Source organism: Paenibacillus pectinilyticus, from assembly GCF_001700435.1.
Classification (GTDB): Bacteria; Bacillota; Bacilli; order Paenibacillales; family NBRC-103111; genus Paenibacillus_E; species Paenibacillus_E pectinilyticus.
In genome coordinates, this window is the sequence record NZ_LYPC01000014.1 from 1187204 (window position 1) to 1207220 (window position 20017).

General features: G+C 46.2%; 15 protein-coding genes. 13 read left to right on the forward strand and 2 right to left on the reverse strand.

Annotated features, from left to right (window positions below):
* The first annotated feature begins 14 nt into the window (after positions 1-14).
* The 6 genes from A8709_RS11825 (at position 15) to murI (ending at position 8992) form a co-directional block, all read left to right on the forward strand.
* Positions 15-797: a carbohydrate ABC transporter permease gene (locus tag A8709_RS11825; protein ID WP_065852666.1), complete on the forward strand. Its 783-nt coding sequence runs from the start codon at positions 15-17 to the stop codon at positions 795-797.
* Positions 798-819: 22 nt separating this feature from the next.
* A complete protein-coding gene (locus A8709_RS11830; protein WP_065852538.1) occupies positions 820-2799 on the forward strand; it encodes an alginate lyase family protein in 1980 nt (659 codons plus the stop codon).
* A gap of 104 nt (positions 2800-2903) precedes the next feature.
* Positions 2904-6581 (forward strand): 3-keto-alpha-glucoside-1,2-lyase-like domain-containing protein, encoded by a 3678-nt coding sequence (locus tag A8709_RS11835; RefSeq protein WP_065852539.1) that lies wholly within the window; start codon positions 2904-2906, stop codon positions 6579-6581.
* A 175-nt stretch (positions 6582-6756) separates the two neighbouring features.
* Positions 6757-7287, forward strand: coding sequence for an ATP-dependent Clp protease proteolytic subunit (locus A8709_RS11840; RefSeq protein ID WP_065852540.1), 531 nt, complete (start codon positions 6757-6759; stop codon positions 7285-7287).
* A gap of 125 nt (positions 7288-7412) precedes the next feature.
* Positions 7413-8183 (forward strand): Cof-type HAD-IIB family hydrolase, encoded by a 771-nt coding sequence (locus A8709_RS11845; protein ID WP_065852667.1) that lies wholly within the window; start codon positions 7413-7415, stop codon positions 8181-8183.
* A 35-nt stretch (positions 8184-8218) separates the two neighbouring features.
* Positions 8219-8992, forward strand: coding sequence for a glutamate racemase (gene murI, locus A8709_RS11850; protein ID WP_065852541.1), 774 nt, complete (start codon positions 8219-8221; stop codon positions 8990-8992).
* An 83-nt stretch (positions 8993-9075) separates the two neighbouring features.
* Here the strand turns inward: murI and greA are convergent, their stop codons facing one another.
* On the reverse strand, positions 9076-9546 hold the full coding sequence (gene greA, locus A8709_RS11855) for a transcription elongation factor GreA (RefSeq protein ID WP_065852542.1): 471 nt from the start codon (positions 9544-9546) through the stop codon (positions 9076-9078).
* Between the two features lie 293 nt (positions 9547-9839).
* Between greA and A8709_RS11860 the strand changes: the two genes are divergently transcribed.
* Entirely contained in the window at positions 9840-11591 is a 1752-nt protein-coding gene (locus A8709_RS11860) for a sensor histidine kinase (RefSeq protein ID WP_065852543.1), read from the forward strand.
* A 75-nt stretch (positions 11592-11666) separates the two neighbouring features.
* Here A8709_RS11860 and A8709_RS11865 read toward each other — a convergent pair whose 3' ends face one another.
* Positions 11667-12185 (reverse strand): metal-dependent hydrolase, encoded by a 519-nt coding sequence (locus A8709_RS11865; RefSeq protein ID WP_065852544.1) that lies wholly within the window; start codon positions 12183-12185, stop codon positions 11667-11669.
* A 229-nt stretch (positions 12186-12414) separates the two neighbouring features.
* Between A8709_RS11865 and A8709_RS11870 the strand changes: the two genes are divergently transcribed.
* From A8709_RS11870 to A8709_RS11885, 6 genes are all read left to right on the forward strand, one after another.
* Positions 12415-15105 carry an alpha-L-rhamnosidase gene (locus A8709_RS11870; protein ID WP_065852545.1) on the forward strand — a complete coding sequence of 897 codons (2691 nt, stop codon included), beginning with the start codon at positions 12415-12417 and terminating at the stop codon, positions 15103-15105.
* A 65-nt stretch (positions 15106-15170) separates the two neighbouring features.
* Entirely contained in the window at positions 15171-15440 is a 270-nt protein-coding gene (locus A8709_RS11875) for a late competence development ComFB family protein (protein ID WP_065852546.1), read from the forward strand.
* A 721-nt stretch (positions 15441-16161) separates the two neighbouring features.
* A complete protein-coding gene (locus A8709_RS34500) occupies positions 16162-16329 on the forward strand; it encodes a hypothetical protein (protein ID WP_167357061.1) in 168 nt (55 codons plus the stop codon).
* Positions 16322-16492: a sporulation histidine kinase inhibitor Sda gene (sda, locus tag A8709_RS35660; RefSeq protein ID WP_084224848.1), complete on the forward strand. Its 171-nt coding sequence runs from the start codon at positions 16322-16324 to the stop codon at positions 16490-16492. Before A8709_RS34500 ends, sda begins: the two co-directional genes overlap by 8 nt.
* Before the next feature lie 117 nt (positions 16493-16609).
* Positions 16610-18409, forward strand: a complete 1800-nt coding sequence (locus A8709_RS11880) for a sensor histidine kinase (protein ID WP_065852547.1) — start codon at positions 16610-16612, stop codon at positions 18407-18409.
* Positions 18410-18412: 3 nt separating this feature from the next.
* Complete coding sequence (locus tag A8709_RS11885) at positions 18413-20002, forward strand: response regulator (protein WP_065852548.1); 1590 nt, start codon at positions 18413-18415, stop codon at positions 20000-20002.
* Positions 20003-20017: the final 15 nt, after the last annotated feature.

Genomic DNA, 20017 nt, shown 5'->3' on the forward strand with positions numbered 1-20017 from the left:
TGTTCCTGCTTCTGATGGTGGTATTCACCGTATTTCCAGTCATCATGGCCGTTCTTGGCTCATTCAAAACGAATGCGGAAGTCACGACTGGGGCCACATTCTGGCCATCCGTTTGGCAATTCAACAATTATGTTAAAGCGTGGAAGGGCGCTAATTTTGCTCATTTTACGATGAATAGCTTGTTCGTGAGTATTGTAACCACAGTAGGAAGCCTACTCGTAGCCTCTTTAGCAGCTTACGCAGTAGATCGTCGAGAGTTTGCGGGTAAAAAAGTTTACGTGGCGCTGCTCGCCTCCACGATGTTCATCTCCATTGGCGCTGTTGTCCTGCGTCCGCAATTTGAATTAATGGTGCATTTGAACCTACACAAATCGTTGTGGGGTGTCGTGATCATTCTGATCAGTGGTCATGCGGCAACATTTTTCACCTTGATCGGCTTCTTCAAAGGCATTCCGCGTGATCTAGACGAAGCTGCTATGATTGATGGCTGCAATGTGTACAGTATCTACTGGCGAATCATCCTGCCGCTATTGGCACCGGGTCTTGGCGTAGCTGGATTATTCGTTTTCCGCAATGCCTGGAACGAATACATTTTGCCGTTGGTATTCACGATGACGAAGCCAGCGCTGCAGACGTTAACGGTCGGGCTAGCTAGCTTACGCTACGGCACTTCGGCGGCTGCGGAAACGCACATTATGCTTGCTGGGGCATGCATGTCCATTTTGCCGATACTCGTTGTCTATATCCTTGCCAACAAATCATTCATTAGCGTCACAGCGGGCTCTGTCAAAGGATAGTGCGAGAGAAAAGGAGAATACCATGCGATTTTATGTCACGAATGCAGAACTGCAAGAGGCGGCTAATGTATTTGAATTCCATTATCCAACACGTGTTGCTGAGGTACTTGAAAAAGCGGATCAATGTTGTGTAGGGAAGTTCAGTCTTCCCTATACGATGGCTGCGGGAGAGTGGATCGATCACGGCTTGCGGCCGGATTGGTTGTATAATCCAACGGATGACTTGGAATATACGTGGATCTTGAATCGCCATTGGCATCTGCGCGACTTCGGAATTGCCTACTTACTGACGGGGGATGAGCGGTATGTGGCAGCATTTAAGCGGCATATCGTCAGCTGGATCGAGCAGAATCCTTTGCCAACCTCGCTGACTTACGAGCAATTGGTGTATTTCCAACGACCCGGTCCGTGGCGATTGCTTGAAGTCGGGCTGCGCGTTCAATCGTGGGTTTGGGGCTATATGATGATGAGTCATAGTCCATCAATGGACTCTATTTTTGTTGAAATGTGGCAGGACAGCCTAGCTAAGCAGGCCACCTTCCTGTCGAGGTTTCTGGGGGAAACCTCGATCAACCATGCGACTATGCATATGCAGGGGCTCTATATGGTGGGGACTTTTCTTGCGGAGCACGCCGATGCGCCTTATTGGCGCCAGCTTGCGCAAGAACGGCTCATGCTCTGTTTGCACGATCAAATTCGTGCCGACGGGATTCAGAATGAGCTGACGCCGCATTATCATACGGCCAGCTTGGATATGTTTGGTACGCCGTATTGGTTGGCGAAGCAAACGGGGCGGCCTTTCCCTGGCAGTTATCTGGAAAAGCTGAAATCGATGGTAGCCTTTAGTATGGCGACGATTCGGCCAGATGGCAAGTCGGTTGCGCTATCCGATTCGGATAGCGGTACGCATGTACGAGCCAAGGTCGGCCTCATTGGCGCAATCTGTGATGAGGTGGCAATAGCTCAGCAGGGTGAGATCAGTGAGGAGCTGCTCTGGATGATGGGCGGCGAGAGGTTTGTGTCTTGGATGAAGCGGATGGAGGGTGCGCAGACAAGTGAACAGGCAACGACCGTAACCTTCCCCGAATCTGGCTACTTTGTGATGCGGGATGTGCAGCAGTATCTCTTCTTTGATGCGGCACCGATGGGCGGTGCCCATGGTCATGCGGATGCTCTCCATTTTGAATGGATGTTCCAAGATCGCCTAATATTCGGCGATTCTGGCCGGTACACGTACCAAGAGGGGGAATGGCGGCGCTATTTTAAGAGCACATCAGCGCATAACACGGTTACGATCGATGGTCTAGATCAGACGCCATATGTATCCACACAGCAATGGGGAGTGCCGGAAGCGGAAGTCACGCTTCATCGCTGGGAGTCGTGCGAGGCATATGATTTCATCGATGCTTCACATAATGGCTATACACACTTGAAGGATTCCATTACACATCGGAGATGGGTACTGATGGGGAAAAAACAATCCTTTCTTCTCATCGTCGACTGGATGGAGGGTGTGGGGACGCATCATTTGGAGCAAACATTTCATTTATCGGGGGATGCTCAGACAGAGATTCAGCAGTCTCGAAATGGCTCTGCTCTGGAAGCGTTGATTGCTTTCGATGAAGAAGAGGATAAAGTGTCAGGTATGCGTATGTATTGGGTTGGAACAGTTGGCGCCAATCCACAGCTTGTGATGAAAGAAGGCTGGCGATCCGACGATTATGGGATGAAGGAAGGGATTCCTGTCTTATCATGTCATCAATTATTTACAGATCAAACAGTCATAACTACGCTATGCTTACCACAAGGGAAGGCGAATGATAGTGAGGTGTGGGAGATGGAGTATATAAATGTGAACTTAGTGGAGACTGATCGTCATCATATAGGGGGACCCCAATCGGTGCACATTCCTCGAGTGGATCTTCAGTTTACCAAATCTGTCGATGGCCAGTTAGCCATAACGGTGGATGAAAGAGGCGTGTCTGTCAAAATGAAAGGATGAGTTTAATAAGCTTGTGATTGAAAGGGGGGTTGATGACATTGAGTTCGTAATTGGAAGCGTTTTCAATCATATTAATGATCAACCATTCGAAGGAGGAAAATTGAATGCGAATCTTGTGGGGATTAAGTAAAGTAAATGCAAAACTTGTCTTGTTGCTTTTCGCTTCATTGTTGATGTGTGCATTGTTTACAGTGGCGCATAACGCACACGCGGATACGAATAGGGAGCAGGTTTCGTTGAACGGAGTTTGGGATTTTTACCCGAATGGGGGGACGACGCGTTACGATATTACCGTGCCGTCCTACTGGGACTCGCCAGCAGCTTATGGCTATCCAGCCGCTTGGAATACGTTGAATTATGGGGTCTACAAACGGAATTTCACGGTGCCGTCCTCGATGGTGGATAAGGAGATTTTCCTAGATGTCGCCAATATAGGTCCTCTCTCCAAGGTATTCGTCAATGGCACGCAACTGACAACCGAAACGGATGGTTACTTAATGACCAGACTGCCTTACAAGCTGGATATTACGCCACTTGTTGTCGTTGGTGGTACGAATACGTTAGAGGTTCGCGTGTGGGGCTACTATGCGCTTCCAAGCGATGCGAAGGATGCCAGTGGTAAATCGCTGTATCCGATTGGTGTCGACAATCAGAGCTGGGGGCAAGGCCGAGGCATTAATGATGACGTCGCTTTAGTGGCCTATCCGAAAGTGTATATTTCAGACACATTCGTCATTACGGATTTGAAAAATAACACATCACCTACTGATGATGAAATAACGGTTAAAACAACGGTGACGAATGCGACAGCTATGAGCCAAACCGTCACAGTCAAAAATAATGCCCAACTCGTTGGCGGCAGCACAGAGAAGACCTTTGCCGATCAGACTGTAACGGTAGCTGCCAACAGCTCTCAAACGGTGACGTTATCGGCAGTGGCATGGACCAACGCGAAGTATTGGTGGACGCAGGACCCTAAGCTGTACAATTTGAACACGAGCCTTGTCCAAAGTGCTATAACCATCGATAGCTTGGCAACTCGGTTCGGGTTCAGGCAGTTCGCTGTGAATGCGAATTATTATCAATTGAACGGCGTCAAGACGAATCTGCGTGGTGATGCGCTGCAATTCAACTGGGCAACGGGCAGTGGGCACGGGGCGGCGAATAGCTCTTCGCAATCGTATGCTAACGCCAGTATTGCCGAGGTTAAACAAACGATGGATGCCTGGAAACAAACGTACAATGTTGCACGGACTCATATTCATGGAGGCATTAAGGAAGTGTACGATTATGCAGATGAAATTGGTCTGCTTTTGATCGACGAGACGCCATACTGGCAGTATCAAGGTGTACACAGCTACACGCCTGATGCGATGGATCATATTACGAAGTGGGTCAAACAGTGGGTAAATGCGAAGAAGAATCACGCTAGTATTGTGATTTGGAGCGGCGGGAATGAGAATTGGAGTTCAACGAGCAATAATACGACCATTCTGCATCCAACCATTGCGGCAGCTATCACTTCGATCGATACGTCGAAGCCGATTATTCAGGACGATTTTACAACAACAAGTGAAGAAAATCATCATTACACAGGTGGTTACCAAATTGGCTGGCTGAATAACAGCGCCATGTATGGTTTGTACGCGAATAGCAGTACACAACCAAAGGGCGAAGGAGAAGCCTATACGCCATCCGGCGGTTGGCCAACACTGAATGCGAATGGGACGTATAACGCAACGTTGGCCAAAGATGTTTTGAATGACAATATCGTTTCACAGGCGGTTTGGCATCGGGCAGCGGATCGCATGACTAGAGCGATGAGGTATGCAGGATTTGCTGATATACGCTATTATGCGAATTGGATTTATTCGTATGAAGTTACGGAAGATACCATCTATCCGACATGGGCAGATTTGACAGCACCGGGGCTCAAACCAATCGCTATTAATCGACCAGTATTTAATCCGTATGATACTGCAAAGCCTGCTTTTATCAAGTCGGATTCCTATGAGTACACGCAAAATACGTACTCGCCTGTGGCGGCGTTTGACAAAGACGGGGATAAGAACAATTTGATCGGCGTAGCGCCAATTGTGTTCGCTGGAGGGACGTCGACGACACGTACCATCATTGTCTATAACGATGAACAGCAGGATGGCACAGGGATTGATGTGAATTGGGAAGCCGGCTATTTGAATCCTGTGAATGGTGTTTACACAAGCTTTCAAACGGGAACTTTCAACGTTACGGTTCCTTATGGCAACAAGTTGGAACAAACGATTTCGTTTACGCCGCCCGCAGGCGTATCTACCCAGTGGCTGCAATTGAAGTTGACAGCAAAGAAGGGTGCAACAACAAAGTTCCAAGAAACGAATCAGCTTGGTGCGTTGGGCAGTATGCCTGCTGCGAAGATTGATGTGCCAGCCAGTATACTTGTTGGGACGAAAAATGTAACAAACAGCTCCCAGTATCATAAGTTAAAAATCGTTAATAAAGGTGGCGGGCTGAGCACCAACTGGACTGTGAGCGGGCAAGGGGATTGGCTTTCACTTACACAGACCTCGGGGAATTTACGTGGGGAGCGGGAGATTTATTTTACCATTAACACGTTAGGCTTAGCCCCGAATTCAAGCTATTCGAAGACGTTGACATTTACAGAAGCAGGCGGGACATCGGACAGCGTTACCATTAGTTTTCAAACGGATGGCAATCCAGGCACAAGTAGCAGCAACTCAATTACACTTCTGAGTGATGACTTCGAATCGGGAACAGCAGCGGGTTGGTCTACGACAAGCGGCACATGGGGCGTGGTTACAGATGGTACGAAGGTGTATAACCAATCCAATTCAACGATTGGCGGAGCTACTGCTTTTATTGGTGACAGTACATGGCAGCATGTTGCTATCTCAGCGAAGTTGAAAGCGGATGCCTTCGATGCAGGAAACTACGCAGGCGTTGGTGTCGTGGGGCGCTACGTGGATAGCAGTAATTATTACGCATTCATGTATTACAAATTGACGAATACGCTGAAAATCACGAAACTTTCTGCTGGAGTCGCGACCGATATTGTGACGATGCCTTATACATTTAGTGCGGGGACATGGTACGACTTCAAAGCGGTCATGAATGGCTCCACGCTGGAGCTGTGGGTGAATGGTACGAAGTTATTAACTGGGACGGACACTACACTAACTGCAGGAAAAATAGGCATGTATGCACATCGTGCGAATGCCAAATTTGATAATGTGAGCGTTGCGCCAATTTTCGGTGATGATTTTGAGTCTGGAACAGCGGCTAGCTGGGCAACAACAGGCGGCACATGGAGTGTTGTGACAGACGGTACGCAGGTATATAACCAGTCTAACAATGCGGCAGCGAGTGTTCATGCGTACACAGGTCTGAGCACTTGGCAGAACTATACGGTTGCGGCCAAAGTCAAAGCAGACAGCTTCGATGCAGGCAATCTCGCTGGTCTTGGTCTCGTCGCTCGGCGTGTAGATGCTAATAATTTCTATGGATTCATGTATTACAAATACACGAATAGCTTGAAGATTCTCAAAGTCGCTGGTGGAACCCCAATGGATCTTATCACCGTACCCTTCACCTTCGCCTTGGGTACCTGGTATGACTTTAAAGCTGTCGTCAACGGCAGCACATTGGAATTCTGGGTGAACGGCACGAAACTGTTGACAACGACAGACACTAGCTTCAGCACGGGACAGATTGGCGTGTATTCGCATCGTGCAAGCAGCAAGTTTGATAATGTGAGCGTGTATTAGTGTGTAAGAAAAAGGGCTGCCTCATTCCTTAGGGAGTGGGTGGCTCTTTTATTTTGCTCATGAGCCATTCACGACATCAGCCCAAAAATCTGAAAATAGCGTCATCTGAGTTACAAAGTTTACAAATGGAGAATAGACTAATGTAATACAAGGCCATACGGACAGGAGGCATGTTATGAGTGACAGAACTCTTTATCTTTTCGATGGCATCAACAAGAACTCTGTGAAATTGATAGTTGAGCAAATTATGAAAATTAATCAATATGATGAAGACCGAGATAAGAAAGAAAAAGATTTCAAACGTCTGCCGATCGATCTCATCATTAATAGTAATGGAGGCAGCGTCTACGATGGCTTTGGCTTAATCAACGTCATAGAGAACAGCAAAACGCCCGTTCACACTTATGTCTACGGACTTGCCGCAAGTATGAGCTTACTGATCGCGGTCAGCGGGCATAAGCGGTATGCCGGCAGGCTCAGCACCTTCATGTATCATTCTGTTTCCACGCATATTGACGGCCACTTGGAGCATCTAAAGAATCGTGTTGATGAGACACAGCGGCTCCAGAATATCTATGATGAGTACATTTTATCCAAAACAAGTCTGAAAGGGGACGAATTGGACAGTGTGAAGGAGCATCAACGGAACTGGTATTTGAGTCCGGACGACGCATTAACCTATGGCATCATCGATGGTATCGTGTAAGGAATGACGAGAGAAGCCTCAGGGATTCTCTTTTTTCTTTGTTTTTTCTCGGCAGATGGTGTTTAATTGAGAGAAAGAGAGATGGAGTGGCAGCGCTGCTTCGGAATGAAAAGGAGAACCAAACTGTGTACAAAATTGTATTTTTTGATATCGATGGCACATTAATTAACGAGGACAAGCAGGTACCTGAAAGTACGGTTAAAGCGATCCATGAACTGAAGAAAAGTGGTGTCGAGCCTGTTATTGCAACGGGACGAGCACCTTATTTTATTAAACCATTGGCTGAATTACTTGGCATTGATTCCTATGTCTGTTTAAATGGGGGATATGCCGTTTACAAAGGTGAGCCTCTATACCACCGCGTGATCGCGAAAAGCGCAATTGAAGCTTTGGTTGAGCTAGCTGCGACACATCAGCATTCGCTCGTATTCGAAGGTCAGCATACGTTCACAACAGACGCGGAGGATCATCCTTTTGTGAATAGCTCGGTATCTTCATTGAAAGTCGATTTGCCAAGCTATGATCCGCATTTCTGGAAAACGAATGATATTTATCAAATTTTTCTGCATTGTGAAGCGAAGGACGAGCATTTATATGAAAGTCTGCTTTCGGATTTCAAATTAATTCGTTGGCACGAACACGCGATGGATGTGTTGCCTGCTGGCGGTTCTAAGGCGCAAGGGATTGCCGCGATGCTAGAGTTGTTAGGTATGAAGCCGGAAGATGCGGTTGCTTTCGGGGATGGACTGAATGATATGGAAATGTTATCCTATGTCGGCTTCGGCATCGCGATGGGCAATTCGCATCAAGATTTGTTGCCCTACGCCGATCACGTAACGACACATGTGGATGAAGAAGGCGTAAGGAATGGTCTGATCACGGCTGGGCTTCTATAAGACAGAACAGAACGATTATAAATAGGGTGACGATGATGAAAATAGCTTTTTTTGACTCAGGGCTCGGTGGAATCACGGTTCTACACGAAGCTATGAAACGGATGCCTCATGAAGATTTTATTTATTATGCTGACACTGCGCATGTGCCTTACGGGCCCAAATCGAGGGATGAGGTTCTGACCTTCGTCAAGCAGTCGGTGGATGCCATTATTCAAGATGAGATCAAGGCACTGGTGATCGCCTGTAATACAGCAACCAGTATCGCGATCACGGATTTGCGCAAAACGTATAAGCTCCCGATTATCGGGATGGAGCCTGCGGTGAAGCCAGCCTTAGAGATGAATCGTTCGTCAGGCAAAAGAGTGCTTGTATTCGCAACGCAGCTGACGCTGCAGCAAGCGAAATACAGGGAACTCGTCTCTCGAATCGACGATATGGGCATGGTAGATTCACTGCCGCTCCCGGAACTCGTGGAATTCTGCGAGAATCTAGAAGTAGAAGGTCCGCAGATCCGAGACTATTTCTTGACGAAGCTGGCGTCATTTGACCTAAGTAACTATGGCACGGTCGTGCTTGGATGTACGCATTATCCATTTTATACCAGTGTTCTTCGCGAAATTCTGCCTAGCCACATTCAAATTGTGGATGGCAGCAGAGGCACTGTGAATCGGTTGATGCAGGTTTTGCAGGAGAGTGACCAGCTAACAGCCACAGGCGATGCGCATGTAAAGTGGATGTGCTCAAGTGGCGACTCTGCTTACATACAGAAAATGGAGAGGGCTTTAGCTTTCCTCCAAGCCGCGAAATAACTAAAAAAGCAGTCCGTAACTAGATCAACTAGTTATGGGCTGCTTTTCTTTTGGGACATTTCTTATTTCAGGAAAATGGCGACTTACACGCGAATCTCAAGCAGTTCATAGGAGATAACACCCATGGGTGCGTTCACACTAATGACATCACCCACAGATTTGTTCATAAGAGAAACACCTAGTGGGCTTTCGTAGGAAATTTTGTTTTCGTTCACGTTAGCCTCGGAGGAGCCTACGATTTTGTATTCGATTTTTTCGGCGAATTCCACATCGTTTAGGATGACAGTGGAGCCAACTTGTACCTTGGATGTGCCGGTATTCTTAACAACCTTCGCTTTTTTCAACATGCGTTCAATTGTTATAATCCGTGTTTCCATGAAAGATTGGTCATTCTTCGCAGAATGATATTCACTGTTTTCTTTCAGATCGCCATAAGAGATCGCAAGTTTGATCCGGGCTGCTAATTCCTTACGCTTAACTGTTTTGAGATCTTCAAGTTCTTCCTCTAAACTGCGTAAACCCTCAGGGGTTAATATGATTTCATCATTGGACACGTAAAGCACCTCGTTTCATTCGATATTAGCTATACTACTAAAGTCCATGCGGATAGTAAAGCAATCGGCGTATGTAAGGGCTATTTTCCACGACATTGTTATAAATTAAGGGTGACTTCCCTATTTTTCCAAAAGATATGAGAGCATTTGAATAAGGGATAGACAACCCTTTGCGCAACAACTATACTACATAACATGGGAGCTTTTTGTGAACGGAGCAGGTAAAAATGGGAATTATTTCTTGTTATAACTGTCATATTCAGCATACGACATGAGGAAAGTGTGAATACATCATGAATATTAACAAACGCGTCATTTATATCACTTTTATTAGTGTTATCTTGTTACTGATTACAAATAATTCGTCTTATTATTGGTACATGAAATCATTATTAACCCAAGCACAATCTGACAAAATGGCCTCGATGGCCAATCAAATTCGAACGGCGATCGAGCAGTCGAAAGAAGGCGCCTTCTTTGTAGAGGATTTGATCGGTGAACAATTGCGTTCCGCGGCGATGATCGCCCAAAGTAAGTTAGGTTCTGACATTAATAAGGTCACGAACGGGCAATTGGTGGAACTCGCCAAAGAAACGAATGTCGATGGGTTCTCCCTGATGAAGCGAAGCGGGAACGGCAATGATATTATGGTTGCTAAGTCTTCCGAGCCCAAAGAACTGCAAATTACAAGCACAATCCCTTTTGGCTATTGGTTTACAGCTTTCGATCAGCTCATGACACATCATGAAGTTACGATCCCAGAAGGACAGAAGCTGGCTAATTTCTGGTCTGGCATTTATGAAGTTCCGGCTTCTGGATCAAGCGATGTCAGCAAATTTGGCTACTATGATGACGGTTCAACGAATTATATGATTTGTGTGTTCGTGAATGCGGATAAAATTCAACATTTCCAGAAAATAGTCGGTCCCGAAACGATTTTGAAAAAAACAATTGCGGCTACTCCTGGCATTTTGGAAGTAGCAGGACTGAATGCCGTAACGTTCGGCACGAAGCCGATTGAATATAAGAGTGCGAGTGGCGAAACGTTTATTTCTGTTTACGACAGTCCAGTTCTATTTGGCAGTAATGAGATGTCCACCTCGGATGATGTTCAATATGTCAAACAAGCGATCCAGCAGGGAATGCCAGTAAATGTGGTGGAAGATTACCAAGGAATTCCGGTGATGAAGACTTATGTGTATGTCCCTGTTAAAAATAAATTGACCGAAGTTCAACGTGATGTTCCCTACGTCATTAAGATCGTATCGGATTATCAGTCGACTCAACATACGTTGAAAAAGCAGCTAAATCAGCTGACCTTGCTTATTATTCTTTTTACACTGATTAGCTGCGTATGTGTCTATTTCGTATTTCGGTTGGTTTCGAAATCACGGGAGACGGCAGTTCGATCTACGCAAGAGATGTATATTGAAAATATGGACTTGATGTTCGCAACAATTCGCAGTCAGCAGCATGATTTCAATAATCACGTACAAACGATGTACGCGCTGTTGTCCAAGGGGGAACTTGCGGATCAAAAACGCTATATGGAAGAATTAATAGAGGAAATTAACGATGTCAATGACATCATTCGAATCGGGCAGCCTGCGATCGCCGCATTGATTCAAGCGAAAATTGCTCTCGCCATGCGAACCAAAATTCAGTTTACCTATGAGCTCTCGGGGCTTGATGGACTGTCCCTTGGGGTCAGATCGGTTGATCTCGTGAAAATCATCGGCAATCTCATTGATAATGCGTTTGATGAAGCGAATAAATTTCCGATTGAGGCACGAGAAGTTTCAGTAAATGGTTGGAAGGGGGCGAATCATGTGCATATCGCCGTGAGAAATCCTGTGTCCACCGCGTTTGACTTGGAAGATTACACGCAGATGTTCACGATGGGCTATTCGACCAAAGAGGATGGGGAGCACCAAGGGATTGGCCTCTCTGTCGTAAAGGAACGCATCGAGTACTATCGGGGGACGATCGAGGTTACGATGGAAGAAGGCTTCATCTGCTTCCAAATATCGATACCGATGGCATAGGTCAACAAATTGAAAACCGCTCATCTCCAAGAGGAGAGAGCGGTTTTTTTGGTCATAAGAAAGCTGAGATTCGGTCTAAATGGAGCTATTCCCGATGTACGGCAGTACATATTTCCAAAAAGGGAGCACGAGACAGACCACAAGCAATAACCAGCGAAAAACGGTTTCGCTTGCTGAGCCGGTATCAATGGCGAGCCATTTCGGAAGTAGGCGAACTCGGAGGGGGATCGGCCATAAGAGCTGAACACCACGATCGTTTAATAGATCAATCAGTGGATGGGAAGCGTACGACAGAATGAACACCCAGAAGTATAAAGGGGCGAGATGAAGGCTAAGAAAGACGAGCAGCCCCATAAAAAGTAAAGAGTGCGTTAGTGTACGATGTTTGATCTTGAGCACATGGAGAAGTGCGGATAAAGGGAAGAGTACCTTGGCCATTGTGGAGCCAGGCTTATCGACATCGGCTAGCGTACCCGCTAAACAACCGAGTAAAAGCGCGCTGGCGGCCTCCCATGTAATAAAGCTAATGTCGCCTTGTATAAGCACGATTTCGGCAGCGATCATGCCAGCTGCGCTATGTGTTTTTTGAAGCATCCTAAACGCCTTCCCATCTATAAGTAAGGTATAACTTTATACTATTCGAGTTCGAAAGGGAAATTAAGGGGATACAAGGGGAAATGAAATGTCGTCGTTTTCGACCCTAATAAATGTCGTAATCGACCTTAATTTTGAGTGGAAAGATCCTCTACAATAGGACGTAATGGTGCTTAAAAAAGTAACTGCACCTCACACACGACGGTCCGTGTAATTAGGAGGAGAAGGTATGAGTAACATTCGGATTTCATCTTTACATTGTGAATACAGAACGAATCCCGTAGGATTGGATACCCCGCAACCTCGATTTACTTGGCAGCTAGAAGCAGATGTCAACGCGGTAAGACAAGCCGCTTATCATATTCAGGTGAGTAGGCAGGCGGACGACTTCGAATCCTCCCAATTGGTGTGGGATACAACGCGGAGGGATTCCGATCAATCTGTGCTGATTACCTATGAGGGACTTAAGCTGGAGGCGAGAACGCGTTATTATTATCGGATCCAAGTGTGGGATCAGAACGGCGAGGCTTCGCCTTGGAGTGAAATCGCTTACTGGGAAATGGGGCAGCTCAGCGTCTCCGACTGGCAGGCCGCCTGGATTACACCCGACCCAGCAATGATCGACTCGGACGCGGAGGAAGCTTACTATCTCCGTAAAACCTTCACAACGAGCCAGCCCATTCGAAAAGCGACTATCTATGCGACAAGTCTTGGTGTTTACGAGCTAGAGCTCAACGGTGCACGTGTTGGGGATTGGGAGCTCACACCTGGCTGGACGAGCTACAAGCATCGTGTACAAGTGCAATCTTACGATGTGACGAATATGTTGTGTGCAGATGGGAATCAGACGATCGGGGCTGTATTGGCGAATGGATGGTACAAAGGGAATCTGGCATGGGAACATCAACGTCATGTGTTCGGAAGTGTGCGAGCGCTTCTTTTGCAATTACACATCGTCTATGAGGATGGATCAGAAGAAACCGTGCTGAGTGATACGTCATGGAGAGCTTCGCTCGGAGCTGTTCGAATGTCGGAGTTATATCACGGTGAAGTCTATGATGCTGGATTAGAGATGCAGGGTTGGAGTCAAAACGATTTTGCGGATACGTCGTGGACGGCTGTAAAGGAACTAGATCATAGCTTGGATATTCTTGTGATGCAAGAGAACGAACCTTCTCGTGTGACGGAGCTGCTGAAGCCAATCGCTGTGATTGAAACGCCGTTAGGTGAGACTGTGCTTGATTTTGGGCAAAATATGGTCGGACGTGTGCAATTGAAAATCACTTTGCCCGAGGGGACACGGATCGAGCTGCTTCATGCTGAGGTTCTCGATGCGCAAGGGAATTTCTACGTTGACAACTTACGCTCGGCCAAACAAACGGTAACCTATGTATGTCGCGGGAATGGCGAGGAGACGTATGCGCCGCATTTCACGTTCCAAGGCTTCCGGTATGTGAAGGTGAACGGCTGGCCACAAGACATACCATTCGATAGCACAAGTTTCATTGGGCAAGTCATTCATACGGACATGGTGGCAAAAGGAACCTTCGAATGCTCCCACCCGCTCCTTAATCAGCTGCAAAGCAATATTGTTTGGGGGCAGCGTGGCAATTTCCTTGATGTACCAACAGATTGTCCGCAGCGCGATGAACGGCTCGGTTGGACGGGAGATGCTCAGGTATTCATCCGCACAGCGGCATTTAATTATGAGGTGGCTCTATTTTTTAGCAAATGGCTGCGCGATTTGAAAGCGGATCAGCGCGAAGATGGCGGCGTGCCTTTCGTTATTCCGAATGTGCTTTACGAGAAAGATCATTCCTCTGCTGCGTGGGGGGATGCGGCCGTTATCTGCCCTTGGACACTCTATCAGGTGTATGGGGATAAGCGCATTCTGGAAGAGCAGTATGACAGTATGAAGGGCTGGATTCATTATATTCGCGAGCAAGGTGAGAACGAGCACTTGTGGCAAACAGGCTTCCATTTCGGCGATTGGCTCGGTCTGGATGCCAAAGAAGGCAGTTATATCGGGGCGACGCCAAAAGATTTAATTGCCACTTGCTTCTATGCATACTCGACATCGTTAGTGGTGAAAACAGCTGAAGTATTAGGGCGACAGGAAGATGTCGCAACCTATTCAGCGCTTTATGAGCGCATTGTGGATGCTTTCACAGCGGAATTCGTGACGCCTAGCGGCAGATTGGCAGGGCACACGCAAACAGCGCATGTACTTCCTTTGATGTTTGGTTTGGTAACCGGAAGCACGCGCGAACGCTTAGCCGCGACCCTGGCTGAATACGTGAAGGAGCAAAAATATCATCTGACGACAGGTTTTGTTGGGACGCCATATTTGTGCCATGTGCTCACAGAGAATGGTTATCATGATATTGCGGTGAAGCTCGTTCAGCAAGAAGATTATCCATCCTGGATCTATTCCATTCACCAAGGTGCAACGACGATTTGGGAGCATTGGGATGGGATCAAGCCGGATGGTACGTTCTGGAGCAGGGATATGAATTCCTATAATCACTATGCCTACGGGGCCATTGGTGATTGGCTCTATCGCAAGGTAGCGGGACTAGACTCCGATGATTGCCAGCCAGGGTACAAGCGGGTGCTATTCCGACCGCGTACAGATTCTGCGCTAACTTTTGCCAAAGCGGCTCTTGTTACGAATTATGGGGAAGTTCGCAGTGAGTGGAAGATAGAGGAGGATGGCGTAGTTCGTTATACGTTCGAGCTTCCGCCAAATACGTCGGGAGATGCCGTCTTGCGAGGAGCGAAGCTCTCTGAAGTGACATGCAATGGTCAAAAGCTGCGCGATGTACCGGGGGTTGGCGCTGTCTCGGAGACAGATGAGGCTCTCCAAATTGAGCTGGGTTCTGGTGTTTATACGCTGGTTGTTGAAGTTTCGAACTCCTAATCTTGGTCATTCTAGGTTTATCAGGTATAATAGACCTAATGAAGTTAGTAGAGGGAGAGTTATAGATGGCTGTCATCAACGCAATGGAAACTGTGGTTACTCATTTATTCGGAGAATTCAAGAAAAACTATGAATTGAAATGCGAATGTCTGACATGCCAAGAAGACATTTTGGCCATCGTTCTGAACCGGGTTCCTTCCAGGTATACCTCTAGTGAGAAGGGCCAGCTTTATGTCAAAGGTGAATTCACCAATCAGCAACTGAAATCGGATGTCATGCGCGAATTAATGGAAGCTGCGAGCTTCGTTGAGCATCACAAACATCATCGTGACTAAATGTAAGTTCAGGCAGCAGCTTCCCTAAGAAGCTGCTGTTTTTTGTTGTATGCGGCAGTAGATGCCATGCAGTGGCATTGGGCATATCTTAAGCATGCGCGGTGGTCTTAAACCACGGGAAATTGCGTTGCAGGTGGGATAAGCAAGCTGGCGTGGCTTATCCTGCGAAAATGCAACGTAGACGGCTCCGCATGCAGCAAATAAGCACTCGTGGTGGTCTTAACTTGCGAGATAATGCAATTCCAGAAAGAGTAAGCAAACTGTGAGTGCTTATTTTGTGAAATTACACTTGCGCGCACATAGACTGGCCGTAACGTTCAAGTGTTCAAGCTAGGCGGCTCAATGTGGTCGACAGGAAGTGAATTGGCATTCTGATCACCCTACGAGCATTCTGTTGTAGATACAACAGAATAACCGTAATGCAGCATCTCTTCTCAGCGAATACCTGCTCCACGCCAAATTTATGTCGAAGCCAGACTAACTTTCAGGCAATCCTCCCCCAACAATAACCATCATCCGCGTGTTTGCGTAAAATACGTGTTTTTTCGCGCACGGACTCTACCTGGCTATTAGCTCCAAAACTCCATGAATGCAAATAAAATTACATATTATAGAAAAAAACGATGTATGTCATGCAAAAATAATTGCGCTGTTTTCTTATGCGCTTCACGATAAAATAGAGGTATAATTTCCAAATAAATGAAAATCAGGAGGGGTTCGTGTGAAATCAGAGCAGTTTAATGGCATGTTTGATTCGGTGTTAACAGATGTTGTACAGCAGTCTTATGGCAGTATATGCTTACCCTCCGATGAACAAATTCAGCAATCGATGAAGAAAATGATGTCGATGCTTGAAGAAAACCCGAATTGGTTGTTGCACAATGAATGATCGCGAACATTTCACGTCCATATCCAATGACTCTCTAGTTGATGCTTATATAAATGCTAGTCGGATGCAATTAAGCAAGGAGTTTCTTACGTTTTTACTAGTAGAAATCCAAGCAAGACAGATCAGCTTCTTCCAAGATAACAGTCTAGAAAGTACAAGCTAATGATCTATGCAGTAAGTATGTTTCAAAAAAGAGACGAATCCTTTACAATGTAACGAACAGGGAACCCTGACGTTAAATAGTAAGGGATTTTTTGTTTTTCGTAGAAAGGAGGCCGTTATGTCCATACTTCAAAAGTGGAAGTCGGCGAACTGGTTTCGTAATCAACGCATCCGCTATAAAATCATTCTTATTTATTTACCGCTCATCTTCGTGCCATTGTTCGTCTTAGGCTTCGTTTCCAACCAAGTGTACACGAATGCCATCGTCAAAAAAACGATCAAAAATGTGTCGGATAATTCCTCCCTCATCATAACCCGCATCACGGGCATGTTAACGAATGTAGAGAGCTGCGCCAATATGTTGACCATTAATCTCAATAAAGTAATCGTGGAAGACCAACAGTCCTTAACTGCTCCAGAAACTAGTTTACAAATGTATACACAGATAACGAATCAGCTTAGCTTCGCTTTGCTCGTATTTCCTGATGTCCAATCTGCGGCATTCATCGATAATAATAATCGGATCTACGGCTCGAACCTGGCTCTAGAGCGTAATAAAGAAGGCATTACTAGCAGTGCGATGTTAAAACAAATAGACGCGTCCAGTGGAAATAATATATGGTTCCCCATGCAACGCAGGGATTATTTGACCAATGGTTCAGATGAGACAATCATGACCTTGGGTAAACGGATCGTTAACATTTACACCGGACAAAAGCTTGGTTTACTCGTCGTGAACATAAAAGAGAGCGCGTTAACCGCAATTTATCAAAAGATCGGCTCACTTCAAGACGGGAGCTACTTCATTGTCGATGATGAAGCAGTTGTGATCTCTTCTCAGCATGCAGAAGATGTATTACAAGAGGTGGCGAATCCGGACATGAAGCGTTGGATCACCTCTAATAAACATATTGTTGGGCCTACTTCTTTTGAGTACGAGAAAACGCTTGTCGTAAGTTCGGAAGTGCCCAGCTTCAACTGGAAGCTGATTTCGATGGCACCTCTCCAATCCTTAACCGCTGATACGCGTAAAATTACTTTGCTCATCGTTATGCTCGGGATTGTTTGTTTAATTTTCGCATTGCTTGGAGCGGGTATGCTTTCACAGCTTATCGCCAAGCCAATTATGGGACTTACGAAATATATGAAAAAAGTCAAAGAAGGATCCCTAGACATCGAATTTCAAGTAAATTCGGAGGACGAGATCGGGATGCTGGCGACGGGGTTTAATTCGATGATTCGGCGGATTCAAGAGCTGCTCTCGAACATTAATTGGGAGCAGAAGAAGAAGCGGGAATACGAACTCGCACTCATCCAGGCACAAATTAAGCCGCATTTCCTGTATAACACGCTGGATGTGATCTATACATTGTCCGAGATGGGACGAACCCGTGATGTGCAGCGGACAACGAAGGCTTTGGCCGATTTCTATCGGGCGGCACTCAGCCAAGGTCGTGAAACGATTACGATTGAAGAAGAAATTCGGAATGTGAAAGATTATCTATCCATACAACGTATTCGCTATTCGGATGTATTTACGTTTGAATTGGATATTCAAAATGACGTACTAAGTGGTCAAATTCCTAAGCTGACGATTCAACCACTTATTGAAAACGCCATCTATCATGGCCTCAAGACCAAAGGAAGTCTGGGACTGTTGACCGTACAAGGTGAAATTGTGGATCGTAAAATTAAAATGGTCGTCAGAGATGACGGGGTTGGGATGGACCCAGATCGCTTGAAAGCGATTGTGAAGAAAACCTCATCGCCACAAGAAGCTGTTGGCTATGGATTCAGGAATGTCAATGATCGTATCCAGCTGTACTATGGCGAGGATTACGGTTTGCAAATTAAAAGTGAGCAGGGGCAAGGCACGGAAGTTACTTTATGGCTGCCTTTTCAAAGTGAGGAAGGATAAAACATGCAAAAAATATTGATCGTAGATGATGAATCGATTTTCCGTGAATATTTACGGACGGCATTGGATTGGGAAGCCTACGGCTTTGAACTTTGTGCGGAAGCGAAGAACGGGATCGAAGCCCTGGAGCAGGTTGAAGTGCATCGCCCAGATATTGCGCTGGTGGATATTACGATGCCATTCATGGACGGTTTGAGCTTAACAGAGCATTTGAAGGAACATTATCCGGCGACGAGTGTTGTCCTTATCACTGGACACAATGAGTTTGATTATGCCCGTAAGGCGCTCAAGCTAGGGGTAGAGGATTACATATTGAAGCCTTTCTCCAAGGATGAGCTCGTTCTAACGCTGCTTAAGCTTCAAAAAGAGCACGAAAAAGCGCGGGAAGAAAGATCCACCCTGAAAGAAAATCAGCAGTTGATGAAGGAAAGTTATTTGAACCATTTACTGAGCAGTGATTATCATCAATCTCCAGAGGAAACACGTCTGAAATTGCAGCAGTTAGGGGAGTCATTCGCCTCTTCGCTCTTCGTCGTCGCTTGCATCGAAATTGACCACATGGATGTCAAATGGAATCAAGTAAGTGAGCGCTTACTGTGGAAATATGCGGTTACCAACATTCTGAACGAAGCCTTAGAGGAAACAGGGCATCATCTTATTTTCAATGGACCCGAGGGGCGAATCATTTGCTTGGTCGAGCATCAGGGCGGCAAGGAGCTGGAGGTCCCAGCCTTAGAGGGGTATGAAAAGCTGATTTTCCTGATAAAAAAATATTTAAAGTTCACAATAACCATCGGTGTCGGCCGCAGCCAGTCCGGTTATACCGGGATTCGAATCTCTTATTTAGAGGCGCTTGAGGCGCTGCAAAATAAATTCGTGCTAGGTAACGACCGTGTGATTGCTTACGGTTCGAGTGTGCTGGATTCTGGGAAGCAAGCGCTCTATCCAACGGAAGTTAACGAGGAATTGTTGGTTTGCTTGCGGATGCACAACGAGGGGAAGGTAGAAGAGAAACTAGAGGAAGTTTTCCAATCTATTCGGGAACAACGATTGTCTATCGAGTATACCTATGTGATCTCCATGGGGCTGATTTCAGTGTGCTTGTCCTATATTACGGAAATGGGGCATCCCATTGAAGACTGCTTTGGCGAAAACTTCTATCCCTATAGTGAGATTAAAAGGCTGGGTTCCATCGATAGTACATCGGCTTGGATCAAAGAGCTGTTCACGAAAGCCATCCAATACACGTCGAAACACAAAAAAACGCGTTCTTCCAAAATTGCTCAATCCGCCAAGGACTATATCGAGGGCCATTACATGGATTCCGAGCTGCAGCTCGATCAAATTGCCCAGCAGGTTTTTATTAATCCGAGCTATCTGCGAGCCGTCTTTAAGAAGGAAATTGGCATGACGGTCACGGACTATGTGACACATGTTCGCATGCATAGAGCAAGGGAATTACTGGGCAAAGGAAACATTCGCCTGGCCGACATTGCAGAGCAAATTGGGGTCAGTGATCCTAGTTATTTTAGCAAAAGTTTCAAGAAATTCTTCGGCTATTCCCCCAGTGAATATGAGAATAACCGCTTATAACGAATCTTCGTAAAT

Bases quoted from the DNA above. Each gene is read 5' to 3' on its own strand.
- A8709_RS11825 (WP_065852666.1), top strand. From the start codon at position 15: ATGGTGGTATTCACCGTATTTCCAGTCATCATGGCCGTTCTTGGCTCA.
- A8709_RS11830 (WP_065852538.1), top strand. From the start codon at position 820: ATGCGATTTTATGTCACGAATGCAGAACTGCAAGAGGCGGCTAATGTA.
- A8709_RS11835 (WP_065852539.1), top strand. From the start codon at position 2,904: ATGCGAATCTTGTGGGGATTAAGTAAAGTAAATGCAAAACTTGTCTTG.
- A8709_RS11840 (WP_065852540.1), top strand. From the start codon at position 6,757: ATGAGTGACAGAACTCTTTATCTTTTCGATGGCATCAACAAGAACTCT.
- murI (WP_065852541.1), top strand. From the start codon at position 8,219: ATGAAAATAGCTTTTTTTGACTCAGGGCTCGGTGGAATCACGGTTCTA.
- A8709_RS11860 (WP_065852543.1), top strand. From the start codon at position 9,840: ATGAATATTAACAAACGCGTCATTTATATCACTTTTATTAGTGTTATC.
- A8709_RS11865 (WP_065852544.1), bottom strand. From the start codon at position 12,185: ATGCTTCAAAAAACACATAGCGCAGCTGGCATGATCGCTGCCGAAATC.
- A8709_RS11870 (WP_065852545.1), top strand. From the start codon at position 12,415: ATGAGTAACATTCGGATTTCATCTTTACATTGTGAATACAGAACGAAT.
- A8709_RS11875 (WP_065852546.1), top strand. From the start codon at position 15,171: ATGGCTGTCATCAACGCAATGGAAACTGTGGTTACTCATTTATTCGGA.
- sda (WP_084224848.1), top strand. From the start codon at position 16,322: ATGAATGATCGCGAACATTTCACGTCCATATCCAATGACTCTCTAGTT.
- A8709_RS11880 (WP_065852547.1), top strand. From the start codon at position 16,610: ATGTCCATACTTCAAAAGTGGAAGTCGGCGAACTGGTTTCGTAATCAA.
- A8709_RS11885 (WP_065852548.1), top strand. From the start codon at position 18,413: ATGCAAAAAATATTGATCGTAGATGATGAATCGATTTTCCGTGAATAT.